Origin of the sequence: Rhizobium sp. CFBP 13726 (genome assembly GCF_014841925.1) — a bacterium.
GTDB classification, from domain to species: Bacteria; Pseudomonadota; Alphaproteobacteria; order Rhizobiales; family Rhizobiaceae; genus Neorhizobium; species Neorhizobium soli.
The window spans coordinates 399,662-417,886 of sequence record NZ_JACYUU010000004.1; the positions used below are offsets into that span (position 1 = coordinate 399,662).

Sequence of the window (18,225 nt, forward strand, 5' to 3'; positions counted from 1 at the left end):
CTCAGCGGGTTCTGGGGTCGAAGACGCGATAGAGAAGATCGCAGATCAGGTTGAGCGTCACGAAGATGACACCGACGAGAAGCGAGCAGCCAACCACGGCATTCATATCACCGACGAGAAGTGCGTTGGTGAGGTAACGGCCGAAGCCCGGCCAGGCGAACACCGTTTCTGTGAGCACCGCACCCTCGAGTAGAAAGGCGTAAGAGAGCGCAACGACGGTCATCACCTGAACCGCGACATTGCGGAAGGCATGGATCCAGACGGTTCTCGCCCAGGACAGGCCTTTGACACGCGCGGTAACGATATATTCCTGGCTGAGCTGCTCGATCATGAAACTGCGCGTCATGCGGCTGATATAGGCGAGCGCGCCGAAGCCGAGGATCGAAGCCGGCAGGATGATGTGGCCGAAGACGTTGCGAAACACTTCCCAATTGCCGACGAGCGCCGTGTCGATCAGGTAGAAGCCCGTGATCGGCTCGATATCGAATTCGTAGATGAAATCGATACGACCGGGCCCGCCGATCCAGCCGAGCGTCGCGTAAAACAGCACCAATCCCATAAGGCCGAGCCAGAAATTCGGTGCCGAATAACCGATCAGTCCCGTGAAGCGGATGACGTTGTCGAGCCAGGAATTACGGTACATGGCAGACAGGACACCAGCCGGAATCCCGAGGCCTGTCCCGAGGATGATAGACAGCGTGGCAAGCTCGATCGTTGCCGGGAAGACGCGGGCGATATCGTCGATCACAGGCTTACCCGTCGTCAGCGCATCGCCGAAGTCGAGGACGACGATGCCCTTGAGATAGACACCGAACTGGTACCAGAGCGGTTTGTCCATGCCGAGCGCCGCCGACATTTTCTCATAGGCCTCCTGCGTGGCATTATCCCCGAGGATGGAGGCAACCGGATCGATCGGCAGCATTCTGCCGATGAAAAATGTGAGCGCCGCGAGGCCGAAAAGGGTGACGAAGACCGGCAGCAGCGTCTTGCCGAGAATACTCAACACGACGAGGACCGGATTGGGCTTCGTACCGTTCCCCGCATCGCTGCGGGGAACCGAATGGGTGATATCCGCCATGGTGGCCCGCCTTACTTGGAGGCCATATCGTAGTAGACGCGGAAACCGTTCCAGGTCCAGTTCTGAACCTTATCGCTGATGCCGAGGATGTTATACATCTGGAACATGATCGCCGACGGCCCCTGCTGCATCGTGTCCTTCTGCAGCTGGTAGTAGATCTGGTTGCGCTTTTCCGGATCGCCTTCGAGAAGCGCCTCCTTGATCCGCTTGTTGAAGTCTTCGTTCTGGTAGGCTGAGCGCCAGGCCGGAATCTGCGTCAGCTTGGCTTCCGGGCGGTTGTCCGGATTGTAGATCAGGCGCGAGGCGTTGCCGTGCGCATCCGGTACACTGGTCTGCCAGGCGAGCATTCCAGTCTGGAATTCGCGGCCACGAATACGGGCAAACAACTGAGAATTGGCCATGCGCTCAAGGTTCAGTTTAACCCCGACCTTGGAGGCGTTCTGCTGGATGCTCTGCGCGATCGGCGCCGAGTGCGGCAGCGTGCCGATCAGCACGTTTGCCTCGAAGCCATTGGGATAGCCGGCTTCAGTCAGAAGCGCCTTGGCCTTTTCGATATCGAGCTTGAAGGGCTGGCCTTGTTCGGCATCGAGCGCACCGGTGGCGCCGAGCTGTGCAAAGCTTGCACGCGGCACGCCGAGATATTTCATCACCGACTTGCCAAGGCCGTCATAGTCGATCAGGTACCGCATCGCGAGGCGCACCTTCTCGTCCTTGAAAACCGGATCGAGCGCATTGAAAGTCCAGAAAAACAGCTGCGGCTTCAGGACACGTTCGACCTTCAGGCCGGGCTTGCCGTCGAGATCGGCCAGATCGTCCGGCGACAGGTCACGGGCGATATCGACGTCACCCTTCTGGAGCAGCAGGCGCTGGGTGCCCGGCTCGGCGACGTGGCGAATGAGCACGCGCTTGAGCTTGGCCGCCTTGCCGTAATAATCGTCGTTGGCTTGGAGTACGATAGATTCACCGGCATTCCATTGCACGAGTTTGTAAGGCCCGACGCAGGCGGTGTTGGTGGCAAGATACTTGTTGCCGAAATCGCCGTTGACTTCGTTCTTGGTCAGCGTCGCCTGATCCAGCAGCGCCGAAACGCGGTTCGCACCGATCGCCTGCAGGATGAGGTTGGTCGGATAGGGGTTGTCGAGCGTCAGGACAAGCGTGTTGTCATCCTTGGCAACGATACGGTCCTTCACCGTGTCCTTGGTGAAGCCGTATTCGGTCAGCGTCGCGGCGTTGCCGTAACCCAGCATCACGACGCGCTGCATTGACCAGGCGAGCTCCTTCGCAGTGGCGGCTTCGCCGCTCGGGAACTTCATGCCTTCATTGAGGTGGAAGGTGATCTGCTTGCGATCCTCAGACACGTCCCAGCTTTTCGCAAGCAGCGGCATGACCTTGGATTCATCCTTGGGATCGAAGTCGACAAGCGAGTCGCACGTGTTCTGCAGAAGCTCGTTGGTGACGACCTCGCCGACCTGAGCCGGATCGAACGTGCTGATCGCATCGACATTCCATGCCATGACAAGTGCCGAAGCCGGCGTCGCAGCGTGGGCAGGCAGAGCAATCGAGGTGAGCAATGCAGCGGCAGTGGCGGCAATCGCCCTCTTATGCTTGGCAAAGTGTTTCGTCATCATGCTTTCAGTTCCCCTGTTTTTGAATCTTGAACGCTGATTTCAGGCCGATGGCTTTTCCGCCCCCGGCAGTTGGATCTCAGGCAGCCTCTTTCGGGCGTGGCTGAAGCGGCGGATTGACGTCTTCCGGGATCGGGCAGACGTATGCCGTCTTGCCCAGGCGCGCCTGATGGTCGGCCTTGGCGGCTGCCAGCAGTTCCGCGTCTTCCAGAAGATCGATCGCCGTGCCGGCCATCACCTTGGCGGCATGGGTCATGCCCTTGTGCGCGGCCGGCGTCTTGCCCTGCGCCGTCACCTGCCAGGAATGACCCGGCGTGCCGATGGCAATCGTCGCCGTATGGGCTTGGACGGTCGGCATGATCCAGCTGACATCGCCGACATCGGTAGAACCGATCATCGGCTCGCCTTGGACATCGAGCGGCACGATGAAATCACAAAGCGGCGTTTCCTCGCGGCGCGGCAGGCCGGTGCGCAGATAGGCGTTGTCGATATCATCATCGCTCAACGTCGCCTGGATTTCAGCGGCAAACGCTTTGTCGGCGGCGTCGAAAGGCACAGGGCCAAGCCGTTCGAGAATGCGCTGCATCGCCTCTTCCAGCGGCCGGTTGCCGAGCAGATTGGAGACCGCGCTCATGATGGAGATTTCGACCGTCGTGTCGGTCATCATCGCCGCACCATGTGCCACGCGCTTCACGCGTTCGTTGAGGTCGAGCATGCCCTTGAGGTCACGGGACCGGATGGCGTAACGCACGGCTGACTTCGCCTGCACGACGTTCGGCGCGATGCCGCCGGAATCGAGCATGGCATAGTGGATACGGCTGGATTCCGGCACGTGTTCGCGCAGGTAGTTGACGCCGACATTCATCAGTTCGACGGCATCGAGCGCCGATCGGCCGAGGTGAGGTGCTGCGGCGGCGTGCGAGGCGCGGCCGGTAAAGCGGAAATCCATGCGCGTATTGGCAAGCGACTGCGCGCGGGCGACTTCGGTGAAGGCACTCGGGTGCCAGGTGATCGCCGCGTCGACGCCATCGAAAGCACCTTCGCGTGCCATGAAAGACTTTGCCGCACCGCCTTCTTCAGCCGGGCAGCCGTAATACCGGACACGGCCCGGCGTGCCGGATTTCTCCAGCCAATCCTTGATCGCCGTCGCGGCAAGCATGGCGGCAGAGCCGAGGAGATTGTGACCGCAGCCATGGCCGTGACCGTTACCCGGCAGGGGTTTCGGCTCGGCGATCCCTGCTTCCTGGCTGAGGCCCGGAAGCGCATCGTATTCGCCGAGGATGGCGATGATCGGTCCACCCTCCCCCGCTTCGCCCATCACGGCCGTCGGAATGCCAGCGACATTCTCGGTGACCCGGAATCCCTGCTCGCGCAGCATGGCTGCGTGCTCGGCAACAGACGCATATTCGGTATAGGCGATTTCAGGCATTCCCCAGACGCGGTCGCTGAGCGCTTCGAATTCCGCCTTGTGTTCGTCGACGAGATCCCAGATCGGCTCACTGTTCTGCATGGTAAAAATTCTCCAAGAAGGCTGCTGTTAAAGGTGTTTCTGTAGAAAACGGGCGAAAGCGGAAAACACGGTGCGGCGGTTCTCGAGCCGGGCGAAACCATGCCCCTCGTGATCGATCCGCAGATAGTCGCAGTCATGTCCAAGGCCGCTCAGGCAGGAATAGACGTCTTCGCTCTGGCCCATCGGCACGCGCGGATCGCGGTTGGCATGGACGATCAGCAAGGGTGCCTTCATCCGGTCGATGCGGTTGATCGGCGAGAACCGCTCCAGTGTTTCGCGCATCACAGTCGGATCGCCATACTCGGCAACCCGCTGCTGCCGTCCCCAGGGGCCGGTTGCGCGCAGATGGGTGAGGAAGTTGCCGACGCCGTAAAAATCCACGCCGAGCGACCAGAGGTCCGGATCTTCCGTCAACGCCGAAAGCACCATGAACCCGCCATAGGAGCGGCCGAACACGCCGATGCGATCGTCATCGACGTCCTCGCGGGCGCCGATCGCCAGCCTGATCGCCCGCAGGTCGGACACGGTATCCATCCGGTTTTCGCGATCGTCGAGTTGATGGAAGATGCGGCCATAACCGGTGCTGCCGCGAATGTTTGGGGCAACGACCATGACGCCCTGGCTCAGCAAGAACTGGACGTCAGCGCGAAAATCTGGACGCCACTGCATCTCCGGGCCGCCATGCACGATGAACAGCACGGGGTATCCCAGCAACGGAGGCGGCGACGCCGGAACGTAGACACACGCCGGGATCAAGCGGCCATCGAAGCTCTCGAACCGCTCGACAACCGGTTCGATAAAGGCGCCGCCATCGAAGCCGTTCGTCTGCGGCGCCACCAGTTGGTCGAACTGGCCAGTCGCGAGGTCGACCTTCCAGAGAGATGAGGGCTTCGACGCACTTTCCAGGGGGAAGACGAGCGACCGACCATCAGGCGTAAAGGCGACAGAGGTAATGACGCCGGTGGGTTGGTGGTCGAAACGGATCAGATTGCCACCATCGCGATCTGCAATACCGATCCGGCTCCAGCCATCCTCGTTGACCACTAAAGCGATGCGGTCCTGGCCGGGAGACAATGCCATCGCCTCTATATCGCGCCCCGCGAACTCCAGCACCGGCGTGATCTCGCCGCCATCGGCCGAAAAACGAGAGATGGCCATGAAGTCGCGGTTCTGATCGCTGATTGTCAGTCCACCGGTGCCATCCTTGAAAAGCCGGGCGGCAAGATAGCGAGCCTTGCCGTCATGCGGCATCAGCGGCGCAAGAGAGCCGGTGGTGATATCGAGACGATAAATGTCCTGGTCGTTGCCGGAGCGCAGGGATTCGCGCAGCAGGAGCGACTGTCCGTCAGGCATAAACGCAAGAACTTCTCGCATGCCACTGCCGACATGGACAACCTTCGTTTCGCGGCTCGCGATGTCGGTGACGTGGACGTCCATGTCATAGGGTGAACGAGCGTTGGAAGTATACGCAATACGCGTTCCCTCAGGCGACCAGGCTCCCCAAAGATGCACCACGGTCGTGGCGGATGTCAGCGCAACAGGCTCTGCCGTCAGGTCCGTGAGCAGCCAGAGCTGATGACGCTCATCGCCGCCACAATCCATTGTGAAGAGGATTTGCGGTCCCTTCGGGTTGAAGGCAAAAGCCCCGATGGGTTCCGGCATTTCAGTCAGCTGACGTGCCTGCCCTCCCGCAAATGGACGGATCCAGATCTGGTGAAACCCGGTGGCGTCCGATAGGTATGCAAGCCACTGCCCATCAGGTGATACCGCCGGCGATTTGACGGAGCCGATCCCGATGAATGGCAGGATCGCGGATGCGTCGATCGTTCTCGTCATCGATGGTTATGCTCCAGATTGAGGTCTCGGTTGTCGGCCAGCTGGTGCGACAGCCTCTCGGATGCGGCCTTGAGCTCGTCGAAGAGCGGGCCTTTGGTCGACTGGTGGTTGGCTTCCGTAACGATGGTGAAGCCGGCTTCGGGCCAGGCTCGATGCAGCCGCCACGCTGAAAGCATCGGCGTCACCGTGTCGTAGCGGCCATGCACGATCTGGCAGGGAAGATGCCGGATGCGGTCGATATCGACGAGCAGCTGCCCCGGCTTCAGAAACGCACCGTTGACGCAGTAGTGGGTGAAGATGCGGGCGACGGTGAGGGCCGCCTTGGGATCCATTAGGGCGGCGACATGGGCAGGATCCGGCAGGAACGTCTGCGTCTTCGCTGAAAAGCCGCGGAGGCTCAGTGCGGCGGCGGCTTCCACCTGCGGGTTTCCGCTCGTCAGGCGGCGGTGGTATGCCGATAGCAGGTCACCGCGTTCGTTTTCCGGAATGAAGTCCGCGAACTCCTCCCATTCCTCGGGAAAGATCGAGCGGACACCGTTAAACCACCAGTCGATATCGTCCGGGCCGGCCAGGAAAATTCCGTGCAGGCGAAAGCCGAGGCACCGTTGCGGATACGCCTGTCCATAGGCAAGTGCCAGGCAGCTGCCCCAGGAACCGCCGGCGACCACCCACCGTTCGATACCGAGCGCCGTGCGGACACCCTCAATATCTTCGATCAGCGCATCGGTCGTGTTTCCGGTAAGCTCGGCATGAGGGGTAGATTTCCCTGCGCCCCGCTGATCGAAAGTGATGATGCGGAACGCAGAGGCATCGAATGTCTTGATCTGCTGTGGCGAGATGCCGGCACCTGGCCCTCCATGCAGGATGACGACCGGAACACCGTCTTTGCTCCCGAATTCCTCGACATGCAGGACATGCATTTCGTCAGCTTGCACGAGGTAGGTAAGGGGCTGTTGGCTTTGAGGCATTTCGATAAGCACCACGACAACGTCCACTATGCATAAAATTTATGCATGTATAAGATTTAATCATGATGTCGCGGAGAGACAGACACGTCCAATGAAAATTGGTGATGGGCCATTCCAAAGCGGAATAGTTTTACCTCGTAAGTCTCGTGAGAAGGTGTCCTTCAACTGCGAGCACTAACGGAATTGGTCCCGTTGTGGCTGCCTCGGCCGCTACCCGCCACTCATCGTATCAACAGGATGGGTTCATCGCGCACGGCATTTGATAACTTCGAAAAATTTCGAAGACCTGTGGAAAACAAAAACCAGTCGGGCTTCGATACACCGACGGTCTTCACACAAAATCACCGCTTCACTTCCTCTGATGCAGCACCACCCCGAGTTCATGCCACTCACGACCGTCTTTGCGGATAAGGTCATCGGCTGAGGCTGGGCCCATGCTGCCGGGGGCGTAGGGTTCTGGAACCGAGCCGTCTTCTGCCCAGGCATCCAGGAAAGGCTGGACGGCAGCCCATCCGGATTCGATGCTGTCGGCGCGTTGAAACAGCGCCTGATCGCCGATGAACAGGTCGTAGATCAGGGATTCGTAGCCCGTCGTGTTGCCGATGTCGAACCTGTCGGAATAGCGGAAATCCAGTGTCACCGGCACTGTCTCGACGGATTGGCCGGGGCGTTTGATCGAGATTTCCATGCTCATCCCTTCATCCGGCTGAACCTGGATGACGAGCCGGTTGGGCGGCAGACGACGCGTCACGTCCGTTTCGCGAAACTGGGCAAATGGGACCTTGTTGAACGTGATGACGATTTCAGTGTCGCGGGCGGTCAAAGCCTTACCCGTCCTCAAGTAGAACGGTACACCGGCCCAGCGCCAGGTGTCGGCATAAAGCTTGAGGGCCACATAGGTTTCGGTCCGACTGTCGGGCGCGACATCCTTGGTGTCCCGGTAGGCTGACAACGACTTGCCGCCGAGATCGCCCGAACCATAGGCGCCGCGCACGCTGTTTGCGGCAGCCTCTTCAGCCGAATAGACACGCAGCGCTTTCAGCACCTTGCCCTTCTCGTTTCTAATAGCCTCGGCATCGAAACTGTTCGGCGGTTCCATCGCGATCATGGCCAGCAACTGGAACAGGTGGTTCGGAACCATGTCGCGGAGAGCACCTGTCGCATCGTAGAACTTGCCGCGACTGCCGACATCGACAACCTCCGCCGCCGTGATCTGAACATGGTCGATATAGGTGTTGCTCCACAGGCCCTCGATGATCATGTTGGCAAAACGGGCCGTCATCAGGTTCTGCACAGTCTCCTTGCCGAGAAAATGATCCAGCCGGTAGACCTGGGTTTCCTCGACATTCGACAATATACGGGCATTGAGAGCCTTCGCCGAGGCGAGATCGGTCCCGAAGGGTTTCTCGATCGCGACGCGCCGGAAGCATGTCTCGGTTTCCTGCATCAGGCCATGTACTGCCAGCTTCTCGACGATCGGTCCGAACAGAACGGGCGGGACGGCGAGGTAGAAAGCAGCATTTGCCGACGATCCAAGCCGCGTTTCAATCGCCTGATAGATATCGTCCCTGGTGAAATCGCCGCTCATATAGGAAATGCGGGATCGCAGACTGAACCAGGCGTCGTCTTTGCGGGTCGGCTCTTCGCCGTCTGGGCTGAGATGGGTGAGGAACTCATCGAGCCGACCGCGCAGAAATTCGTCGTCGCCTTCATCGATCCCGACGCCGAGGATAGCGAGATCGTCTCCGACCAGGCCGCTGCGTGTCAGGTTGATGATCGCCGGAATGAGCAGGCGACGCGTCAGGTCGCCGGTGGCGCCGAAGATGACGAGAGTAACGGGCGGTGCTTTTTTCGGAATCACGCGCAGCTCCTTCCATGAGGTCCTCACGGGGATATAGGCTTCTCGGTGCAACCAGCAATTCTCGAAAGGGAAATAGAGGCGAGTTGCGAGAAGGGTCGGCGCCGCGACGACTTGGCATCCGCGCCCCGATGAATACTCACACCGGACCCGCATACCCAAGCCACCTTCCGCATCCGACAAACGCAGAATGCAAAGGAACATCGGCGAAACGGCGTTGTTTGTGAGGCGGCGAGCAATTTGGAGACCGGCATGGATCAGGCAAGCGCTTTCAACAGACGCAATCTTCTGAAACTTGGAGCCGCAGGCGCAACGGGGGTGGTGTTGTCCACGACGGTTGCCGGCGCTCAGAGCTACCCCGCACCGACGCAGGTGGACACCGGCATGGTCGAGGACGGCAAGGTCAAGTTCCCGGAATGGCGCGGGCCCGATGAGACCCCGAGCGGAAACCCGTCAGCGCCGCTTCCTCTGGAAGATAGGGTCGGCTTTGCGGTCGTAGCTCTCGGTCGTCTCAGCCTCGAAGAAATACTTCCCGCCTTTGGCGAAACGAAAAAATCGAAACTCGTGGCGCTCGTGTCCGGAATGCCGGAGAAGCTATCGGCGGTCGCGCGGCAATACGGCATCGCCGAGGATGCCTGTTACGATTACGAGAGCTTCGACGCCATCAAGGCCAATCCGGACATCAAGGCCGTCTACATCGTTCTGCCCAACAGCATGCACCGCGAATATGTCGAACGGGCAGCGCGGGCAGGCAAGCATGTCCTTTGCGAGAAGCCCATGTCGATCAGCTCGGCGGACGGGCAGGAAATGGTCAAGGTTTGCGAAGAGCAGAACGTCAAGCTGATGGTGGCCTACCGCATCCAGTACGAAGCCGCCAATCTCTACCTCGCCGAAAAAGTCCGCAGCAAAGCCTATGGCCGTCTTGTCGGCATGTCCGCGATCAACGTTCAGACGGTTGCCGAAAACGGTGCCGAGCAATGGCGGCACAAGAAGGCTCTTGCCGGTGGCGGATCACTCCCTGACATTGGGCTTTACTGCCTGAACACCGCACGCTTCCTCACAGGTGAGGAACCGGTCGAAGTCATGGCGACGCAATACAGCCCCGAAGGTGACCCTCGCTATGCCGAGGTCGAGGAAACGGTCTCGTTCACCTTGCGCTTCCCATCCAATTTCATCGCCAACTGCTTCACCAGCTATGGCGCGCGAGACGACAAGCATCAGCGGCTCAATTTCGAAAAGGCCACCGTGGATATGGCGAACGCCTACAAATACGACGGCCAGAGCCTGACTGTCACCGAACTGGACGGCGAAAAATCCGTGCAGAAAAAGGTCGAGATCGCGCTCAACAACCAGTTCGCGGCCGAGATCGACCACATGGCGACCTGCATCATCGAGGACCGCAAGCCACGAACGCCCGGCGAGGAAGGTGTGCAGGATCATGTTGTGATGGAAGCAATCTACGAGTCAGCGCGATCGGGAGCGCCCGTGAGGCTCCAGGCCCCGGACCGACTCGACGCCTTCCGCGGACCACCAGCTGCGGTCGAACTCTGACGCCGGTGTTTGCGCAAGCGCTTGTGTCGTGGACGTGTTCACAAGTTCAACCAGCGCTCTACCCATACGGGAGATTCGCCCTATCTCCGTTTTACAACAATGAAAGAGACAGATGAAAAAGCTCGCAATTATAATCATTTCGATGATGACCGCGTTTACCGGATACGTGCCCGCGCAGGCCATGCCGAAGGCAGCGATTACCGCGGCTGCACCGGCGGCTGACGTCCAGCAGGTCCAGTACCGCAACGACAACCGCCGTTACGTCCCGCGTGGCGAGCGTCGATACAACAATCGATACGATCGTCGTGACCGCTATGATCGCCGCAACCGTTACAGCAACCACCGCCGCCATGACCGTCGCTACGACAACCGTCGTCGCAACAACACTGGCGCCATCATCGGCGGCTTGGCTGCAGGTGCCCTCATCGGTGGTGCGATCGCTTCGCAGAACCGCAACGGCAGCAGCAGCTGTGCAGCGCGTTACCGCTCGTATCGCGCTTCGGACAACACCTACCAGCCGAACTCGGGCCCACGCCGGGTTTGCCGCTAACATCTTCACCGGTGCGTAAATGAGAGACCCCGCCAGCAATGGCGGGGTTTTCGTTTTTTTGGGCTACGGCAGTGGATTGGAGGCCGCATCAACTCACCTTAGGAGTTGTTCCGAACCGCCCCGAACCCTCTCCCCGCAGCAAATGTTAGGCCAACGGGTGCCCGTGCAGGAACCTCGCCGCCGACTGGTCGTTTGCTTTGCATGAAGCCTTAACGCCATCCCGGCTATGGCTGCGAAATCGAGGAGAACACCATGGCAAGCGGTCAATTGAAAGCACTGCTCGGCGTACTTGCCGTTGCTGGATTTCAGAACAGGGACAAAATTGCGGAGCTCCTACGGGGCGTGAACAAGACCCAACCGGCTGGAGCGAACACCGCTCCGGAGACCAGTCCCCGGCAGACAAGTGGTCTTGAGGATCTGCTCGGCAAGCTTACGGGCGGCAAGGAAGCAGGCGGCCTTGGCGGAATTCTGGGAGGACTTGCGTCCGGCGGTGTCTTGAGTGGTGGTCTGGGTGACCTCCTGAAAACCTTCCAGCAGAACGGATATGGTCAGAAGGCCGAATCTTGGGTCAAGCCCGGATCCAACGAGGATATCGATGGGGATCAGCTTGCCGAAGCGATCGGACCCGAAGTTCTCGATGAACTGGCAGCGAAAACAGGACTGTCGCGAGATGAGATACTTGCGCGGCTGAGCAAGGATCTTCCCCGCGCGGTCGATGAGCTGACCCCGGATGGCAAGGTCCCCGCAGACGACCCAACATCGACAGTGTGATTGGAAGGGGGCACCATCCCTTCATCCTCAAGCAAAACGGTAGATCCCTATGAAACTTTCAGACGATGCGCGTTCCATCCTGGTGTTTGCGGCCTATCATCAACTCCTCAGCGGTGACCCCGTAAAGGAAGTCGTTCTGGACGATGGTGCTGGTCATCACGCAAGCTCGAAGGGCCAGGCAGAACTCGAAGACGGCGGCCTCATCCGTATCGACGGAAAAAGAGCGGAGATTACCGACGAAGGTCAAAGCGTTCTCGCAACTGTCATCGACGCCATTCGAAACGCCACGGCGGGCTGAAGCAGAGATTAAGCTCAGCGTTTGAGGGCCTGGTTTTCTTCGACCAGCCTACTTCTACTTCAAGAAACAAGCCTCTGCTCTCAGGAATGAGACAGAGGCTTCGTTGCGCTCCCCTTCGGTCAGTCCTGAAGGTTTCTCGTCCGACACGCATCTCAGGGGAGCCCTGCCGCTCGTCATCCGCAGGTCCAGTCACAGCCGAGAGATTGCCGGCCACGCTGACGCCGGTCAGCGCGATCGTGCTGTTATGATGCTTCGGTTCGTCATTGCTCAAGGTTGTAAGCGTGCCTCTCCGCTGCCGCCAAGCTAGAGTGGTTTCAGTTGGCATTATCAAAAACCCCACACCGTCAGCGAGAACCGCGTATGGTCGAGGTGAGCAGGCATTGAAAAAGAAATCCCGCCTCAAGAGGCGGGATTATCACTTCAGTCCACCAACGCTCACCGGCACGCAGATCCTACGCCGCGATCTCAGCCGGCGCCTGTGTACGAGCGGATGACCTGACGCGGCGGCTGCGGACCGGTCTTGTCACCTCGGCAATGATGGAGGCTGCAACGATCTGTCCGAGTTCGGCAGCACTTGTGATGCCCTGGATGAACGGACGTTTGTGGAGAAGATATGAGACAGCCGGGACGTACAGTCGCCTCACCGGTCGCACGCCCGCGATCAGCGGTCGGCACTGGTCGTCCACGTCAATCCCGCCCGTACGGCGGTGATTGCCAATGGCTGTCATCGTCTTTGCCTCGGATATCAGCCCTCGTTCGATAAGGGATGGGAATGGCAGGTCGGTCGCCGACAGAGTTTTCTGGCCCGTGGCGTCGATAAACGTATCGAAGCGCATGGTGGTACCGGCGATTTCGACAGTAGCGCCCCGTTCAAGACCTTCTTTCACGATCTCCGAGTCATCGCCAAGGGCAACGATACCAAGACAACCGCTCCGATGAAGCGCAAGTAGGCGCTCGATCGACAGGTGCGGAACGGTCGCATAGTCGTCGGCGAAAATGCTCTTGAAGTTCCGGTTGAACCGGCCAAGGTCGTCAGCGTTCATAAAGCCGACCGCCGTCTCGATGATCTCATGGGTAATGAGAATGGCGTAGCGCCACGGAACGGTGTGCTTCTGGGCATAGTTCCGCTTGGCTTCGGCAAGGTTGGACGCCGCCCATTCGAACGGGTCTTCCTTGTCGCGAACCCCGTAATATGCAACGGCGAACTTGTCGACAGTCAAGCCGTCTAGACCGATGGCCTTGGAATAGTCCGGATCGGCAACAGCAAGTTCCTGGCGAAACAGCTCGAAAATGTCATCGAGCAGTCCGCTGCTGCCAAGCGCGATGCGGTCATCGACCGCCTGCTGCGTGCAGATCTTCGGCTCAAGATAGGGGATCGGAAAATAGAAATCGGCTTCGGGAAGAAGACCCTTGCGCGACATCATCACGATATCAAGAGCCTGGCCGTCCGCGTTGACGGAGTACTTAAGTTCGCCACCCTTGCTTTTGGTGAATTCACCGAACTTGGTTGCGACCGTCATGACGGCATCGATCGCACTCAGCGAAGTCCCCAAAATTCCGATCTTGCCGCTCGGGATGCTCTGCAATGCGGTCGCGGGCCATGGCGCCTCGAAGTAGCCGGGCGACGTCTCAGGTTCGGACGGAAAGCTATGTCCGGTCGCAATGACGACGTAATCGAACAGCGCCTCTGCGCCGCCGTGTTCAGGGCTCAGGCACAATTTGAACTGATCACCGACAGGCTGAACGTCGTCGACGGATGCGTTCTCAAACACGTCGACCGTATGCCTGGAGGCCCGCGATGCGTCGATGATCGCGTCGAACTGAGATCTGAAATAATCGCCAACCACGACACGCGGATAGAATGCACGGTCTGTGATTTCCGAGCGAGCAACACCAATCTCGTTCAGGTACTCGTCGGACTGGAGTGCCAGCCAGTCGTGGAGCATCACCGGCAGAGCCGGCACCTCGATGCTCGGTATATTCGAAAGCATCGCGAGGTCGTTGATGCCCCGCTGGTAGGGTGTTCCCTTGCCGGCGACGTCGGTTCGCTCGAAAATTGCAATATCCAGAGAGGCGCTGCATTTCACAAGGTCCTGCAGTGCGAATATGGCTGTCGGACCCGATCCAATAATGGCTACGCGTTTACGCATCTAAATCTCCTGCCCCGCGGAAAGCGGCGCACATTGACAGAACAACCGACATCGAAAGATGTTCCCCATCTGTCCAGAGTGAGCAAACAGCAACGAGCCGGGTTTCACCTTGCTGATATGGGGATTCCTCCGCGATCTGCGATGTCCCGCGTGCCTTCGTGTCGTGTCGGTCCGCTACCGTACAGGCGCAACATGTTGATGAGGCGCTCAACGAGTCCCATGTATCGGGGAAGCAATCACAGAGATGGATACGATGGTTTCAAGGATCAGGAGAACGCTGACCATGGGCGAACGCGCGGCCGCCTTCGAGCACACCAACGCCGTTGCGCGCGAGACTGCAGATGACGAACGGCGACGTCGGGAGGAAAAAAGCGAGCGCCTCCGGAAACTTCGACTGGCGGCAGAGCAAGGTGACAAGTCGAAGTGTTCGGCTGGATGAAACTTTTCATGCCAACCGTCATTAACGCTCCTCCACATCAAGAAAAGTGAGGAAACACGATGACCCTTCAAGGCAAAAAAATCGCCATTCTTATCGCTCCGCGCGGCACTGAAGAGCCCGAGTTCAAGCAGCCGAAAGACGCGGTCGAGGCAGCCGGTGCCACGGTCACTGTCATCGGCCTTGAAAGCGGCGAGGCCCAGACGAACAACAACGACCTCGACGCCGGGAGCAGCTATACCGTTGACAAGACGGTCAGTGATGTCTCGGCTGACGAGTTCGACGGCCTCGTCATTCCGGGCGGATGCGTGGGCTCCGACAAGCTGAGAGCCGACAAGGCGACGATCGCCTTCGTGCACGCATTCTTCCAGCAGGCAAAACCCGTGGGCGTCATCTGTCACGCACCGTGGCTTCTCGTCGAAGCAGACGTCCTGAATGGCCGGACGGTGACATCGTATCCGACAGTTCGCAAGGACATTGAGAACGCTGGTGGCATCTGGGTCGACAAGGAAGTTGTTGTCGACAAGGGGCTCGTGACGAGCCGCACCCCGAAGGATTTGCCGGCTTTCTGTGCGAAGATCGTCGAGGAATTCGAAGAGGGCAAACACCCACAGCAGGCCCGTAGCGCCTGAGCGACTACTCAGGATGCGGCTCCCCGATGGGCCGCATCCTCAGCCGGCGAGCATATTAGCTTGCGCTGGAACCAGAAGCACTATTCTGGCGTTTTTCGATTTTGAAGGAGCGCCAGATGATTGCAGCCACGCCCGTCCGTTATTCCCCAGACCTCGAAACAGTCAAACCTGATGAGCGCGAGACGATCTCGGGTCTGATCGATCAGTTCGACATCATTCTTGAAAAGACTGCCGAGGATTACGGCCATGCCGTTCGGTCCGTGCACGCAAAAGCACACGGCATTCTTGAGGGTACAATGACCGTCAAGGACGGGCTGCCGCCCGAGTTTGCGCAAGGTTTGTTTGCCAAACCGGGCGAACATCCGGTCTACATGCGTCTTTCCACAAACGCCGGCGACATCTTGCCCGACGCTGTTGCTCTTCCACGCGGGTTGGCGATCAAGGTTGTCGGCGTCGAGGGTACTCGCCTGCCGGGCGCGGACGGCACTAACCAGGACTTCGTGATGGTCAACGGCCCGGTCTTCCAGACGCCGGATCCCAAGAAGTTTCTTTCCAGCCTCAAGCTCCTTGCCAAGACCACGGACAAGATGGAAGGCACAAAGACCGTGATGTCCAGCGTGCTTCAGACCGTCAACAAGGGCCTCGAAGCCGTCGGCGTGACGAGCCCCACCATTCAGTCGCTCGGCGGCGCGCCGAATGTCGATCCGCTCGGCGAGACCTATTTCAGTGTCACGCCGTTCCGCTATGGTGACTACGTCGCGAAGTTCCGCGTGAAGCCGATCTCACCGGATCTGACCAAGCGCACCGGAACCGAAATCGATGCCAGCGTCCGCGAGAACGCCATCCGTGAGACGGTCCAGGCGGAAATGCAGGAAACGTGGGGCCTGTGGGAATTCCAGGTCCAGCTCTGTCGCGATATCGAAGCGCAACCGATCGAGGATCCGACCGTAGAATGGAAGGAAGACGAAGCTCCGTTCGTGACCGTTGCAACTTTGAGCGCTGCTCCGCAGGATAGCTGGAGCGACGCCAAGGTGCAGAAGGTCGACGAGGAAATGCGGTTCAGCGTCTGGACCGGCCTTGCAGATCACCAGCCTCTCGGCGGCATCAACCGCGCACGTAACGAAACCTACCGCCACTCTGCCGACTTCAGAGCCAAGTTCAACGGCTGTCCGTTCCACGAACCGCAGCAGTAAACGCAGGGCAAACACCGGATTTCGGCGAGATCGACGTCTCGCCGAAATTTTGCGTTTAAATTTCAAAAGAAGACGGCACTGGTGGATAGGCCGCACGGATTGTCCTCACATTCTGCTGCGCCTCGAAACGGCTGGAACTATGCTGCTCGCGGACTGTTCGCCTCCTTGAATGAAAGGAAATGCGATGAAGCCCGAAGATGAACCCAGTATCGACAAAATGAGAGACCCGCCTGAAGTCCGAAAGAAGAAGGGACTGTTAGGGCGCGGAGTGATCGTCGTGCTTGGCATATACGTGCTCGGCGCCTTCAGCCTGTATATCGCAATCGTCATCTACGGGCTCATGAGCTCGTCGTGACAGGACTGGAAGGAATGACCGTGAAGAATCCACCGGTTACCGAGGACGCCGACAAAACGCTTATCGAAAGCGATGGGCACCAGCGCTTTAAGGAAAGCGTCGACACGACGCGAACTCCGGAGCAGGAACGCAAAGACGCCTCGGAGAAAACAGGTACGCCCGGATACGGCACAACCAAGTGAAAGGGCGCTGATGTCACAGAGCGGAAATCAAGGCCCGGACTGGTGGTTTGCCTGGCTGGGCCGGGACAACACAGGCACTGGCATGCTGCGGTTTCTGGCGCTGCCGCTGTCGTTCATCGTGGTGGTCGGAATTATGTTCTGGACCATCTGGCCATCGTGAATCTCTGACCAGAAGGAGAATAAAATGAGTGACGACAAAAAGACCGGAAGCGATGCGGATCGCACGAGCGAGAATGCCGACAAGGACCGTGAGGATTTGCTGAAGAAGGCTGAAAAAGGCCTTGAAGACGCCAAGGGCGAAAAGCCCGAGGGCGAGATCTGAAACGTCTCAAGCAGAATAGGTCTGGCCGGTCGCGAAACCGGCCAGACCCTCAGATCAGAACTGGCGGCGCAGGCCGAATGTCACAGCATGGCTGCGGAAATCGGTGCTCGATGTGGATCCGTCGCGGGCCTCGAAGTTGAAATCGTCGGCAGCTGTGAAACGATACCCGATATCGAACGTCGTGTTGTCGAACAGCGAAGTGTTCGTGAACAGACCGATAGCCTGCAGATTGATGCCAACGCCGGCATCAAGGTGGTAGGCGAACTGGGTGTCGGAATCATCCATCAGCGTGCCGGTACCGGTTCCGCTGACGCCCTGCTTGCGCAGTTCCAGGTTCATGAAACCTGCACCGCCGCCAACGTAAGGCGTGATCGCGCTGACTGCGCCTTCAGCTGCAAGCGGGATATCGAGATAGCCATTGACATAGCCTTGGAACGAGCGAGCGTCGCCGTAGGAGTCGATACCACCAACGCCGGGAAATCCGGAAACGCTGTGTTCGTCGACAGACGCGCTGCCGTAACCAAGTTCAAGCTCGAGGCGCGGCGAAACGAAGCCCATCGATCCGAAGTTATAGCCGGCGCGCAGTGCGCTGTAGTAGCCGACATCATAATCGGTGGACACCGACGCGGCGCCGAAATCAAAGCCTGTATCGTCAAGGAAGTTTACGGAGCTCAGCGAACCAAAGTAAAAACCTGACGTCGCCGGTGCGGCAAGCGGAGTTTCCGTGGGCGCGAGATCTGCGGCAGACACCGGGACTGCGATTGCCGAGGCGAGGAGAACGGTGGCCAGGGCTTTTGAGAGAGTGTTCATGACATATCCTTTAGTGGTCCGATGCCTGATCGGTGATTCAATCCACTATCAGAGTCGCGCTGTTTGCTAACGGAAAGAGCTAATAAAGATGATCTTGCAG

Annotated in this window: 18 protein-coding genes; 10 read left to right on the top strand and 8 right to left on the bottom strand. The window is 59.0% G+C overall.

Annotated features, from left to right (window positions below):
• Position 1: 1 nt before the first annotated feature.
• The 6 genes from IFT66_RS18635 to zwf form a co-directional block, all read right to left on the bottom strand.
• Entirely contained in the window at positions 2–1,069 is a 1,068-nt protein-coding gene (locus IFT66_RS18635; RefSeq protein WP_430246078.1) for an ABC transporter permease, read from the bottom strand.
• A 20-nt stretch (positions 1,070–1,089) separates the two neighbouring features.
• A complete protein-coding gene (locus IFT66_RS18640) occupies positions 1,090–2,706 on the bottom strand; it encodes an ABC transporter substrate-binding protein (RefSeq protein ID WP_199864876.1) in 1,617 nt (538 codons plus the stop codon).
• 76 nt (positions 2,707–2,782) lie between these two features.
• On the bottom strand, positions 2,783–4,213 hold the full coding sequence (locus tag IFT66_RS18645; protein WP_192078497.1) for a M20 family metallopeptidase: 1,431 nt from the start codon (positions 4,211–4,213) through the stop codon (positions 2,783–2,785).
• A 27-nt stretch (positions 4,214–4,240) separates the two neighbouring features.
• Positions 4,241–6,049: a S9 family peptidase gene (locus IFT66_RS18650; protein WP_192078498.1), complete on the bottom strand. Its 1,809-nt coding sequence runs from the start codon at positions 6,047–6,049 to the stop codon at positions 4,241–4,243.
• Positions 6,046–7,017, bottom strand: a complete 972-nt coding sequence (pip, locus tag IFT66_RS18655) for a prolyl aminopeptidase (protein WP_192078499.1) — start codon at positions 7,015–7,017, stop codon at positions 6,046–6,048. Before pip ends, IFT66_RS18650 begins: the two co-directional genes overlap by 4 nt.
• Before the next feature lie 349 nt (positions 7,018–7,366).
• Positions 7,367–8,878 carry a glucose-6-phosphate dehydrogenase gene (gene zwf / locus IFT66_RS18660; protein ID WP_342344793.1) on the bottom strand — a complete coding sequence of 504 codons (1,512 nt, stop codon included), beginning with the start codon at positions 8,876–8,878 and terminating at the stop codon, positions 7,367–7,369.
• A gap of 249 nt (positions 8,879–9,127) precedes the next feature.
• Between zwf and IFT66_RS18665 the strand changes: the two genes are divergently transcribed.
• From IFT66_RS18665 to IFT66_RS18680, 4 genes are all read left to right on the top strand, one after another.
• The gene (locus IFT66_RS18665; RefSeq protein ID WP_192078500.1) at positions 9,128–10,426 is read left to right on the top strand and encodes a Gfo/Idh/MocA family protein; all 1,299 of its coding nucleotides are present in this window, start codon (positions 9,128–9,130) and stop codon (positions 10,424–10,426) included.
• 112 nt (positions 10,427–10,538) lie between these two features.
• Positions 10,539–10,976, top strand: a complete 438-nt coding sequence (locus tag IFT66_RS18670) for a BA14K family protein (protein ID WP_113166085.1) — start codon at positions 10,539–10,541, stop codon at positions 10,974–10,976.
• Positions 10,977–11,228: 252 nt separating this feature from the next.
• Positions 11,229–11,747, top strand: a complete 519-nt coding sequence (locus tag IFT66_RS18675) for a YidB family protein (RefSeq protein WP_113166086.1) — start codon at positions 11,229–11,231, stop codon at positions 11,745–11,747.
• A gap of 49 nt (positions 11,748–11,796) precedes the next feature.
• Positions 11,797–12,045: a hypothetical protein gene (locus tag IFT66_RS18680; protein ID WP_062459499.1), complete on the top strand. Its 249-nt coding sequence runs from the start codon at positions 11,797–11,799 to the stop codon at positions 12,043–12,045.
• A 452-nt stretch (positions 12,046–12,497) separates the two neighbouring features.
• On the opposite strand, the gene IFT66_RS18685 is transcribed toward IFT66_RS18680, so the two are convergent.
• Positions 12,498–14,195 (bottom strand): FAD/NAD(P)-binding protein, encoded by a 1,698-nt coding sequence (locus IFT66_RS18685; protein ID WP_192078501.1) that lies wholly within the window; start codon positions 14,193–14,195, stop codon positions 12,498–12,500.
• 498 nt (positions 14,196–14,693) lie between these two features.
• Between IFT66_RS18685 and IFT66_RS18690 the strand changes: the two genes are divergently transcribed.
• From IFT66_RS18690 to IFT66_RS18715, 6 genes are all read left to right on the top strand, one after another.
• Complete coding sequence (locus tag IFT66_RS18690) at positions 14,694–15,263, top strand: type 1 glutamine amidotransferase domain-containing protein (protein ID WP_192078502.1); 570 nt, start codon at positions 14,694–14,696, stop codon at positions 15,261–15,263.
• Between the two features lie 116 nt (positions 15,264–15,379).
• Entirely contained in the window at positions 15,380–16,456 is a 1,077-nt protein-coding gene (locus tag IFT66_RS18695) for a catalase family protein (RefSeq protein ID WP_192078503.1), read from the top strand.
• Positions 16,457–16,640: 184 nt separating this feature from the next.
• Positions 16,641–16,811, top strand: a complete 171-nt coding sequence (locus IFT66_RS18700; RefSeq protein WP_156461775.1) for a hypothetical protein — start codon at positions 16,641–16,643, stop codon at positions 16,809–16,811.
• 14 nt (positions 16,812–16,825) lie between these two features.
• The gene (locus IFT66_RS18705) at positions 16,826–16,993 is read left to right on the top strand and encodes a hypothetical protein (RefSeq protein ID WP_192078504.1); all 168 of its coding nucleotides are present in this window, start codon (positions 16,826–16,828) and stop codon (positions 16,991–16,993) included.
• Between the two features lie 10 nt (positions 16,994–17,003).
• A complete protein-coding gene (locus IFT66_RS18710; protein WP_156461777.1) occupies positions 17,004–17,153 on the top strand; it encodes a hypothetical protein in 150 nt (49 codons plus the stop codon).
• Between the two features lie 24 nt (positions 17,154–17,177).
• Positions 17,178–17,315, top strand: a complete 138-nt coding sequence (locus IFT66_RS18715) for a hypothetical protein (protein WP_156461778.1) — start codon at positions 17,178–17,180, stop codon at positions 17,313–17,315.
• 54 nt (positions 17,316–17,369) lie between these two features.
• On the opposite strand, the gene IFT66_RS18720 is transcribed toward IFT66_RS18715, so the two are convergent.
• Positions 17,370–18,125, bottom strand: a complete 756-nt coding sequence (locus IFT66_RS18720) for an outer membrane protein (protein ID WP_249406498.1) — start codon at positions 18,123–18,125, stop codon at positions 17,370–17,372.
• Positions 18,126–18,225: the final 100 nt, after the last annotated feature.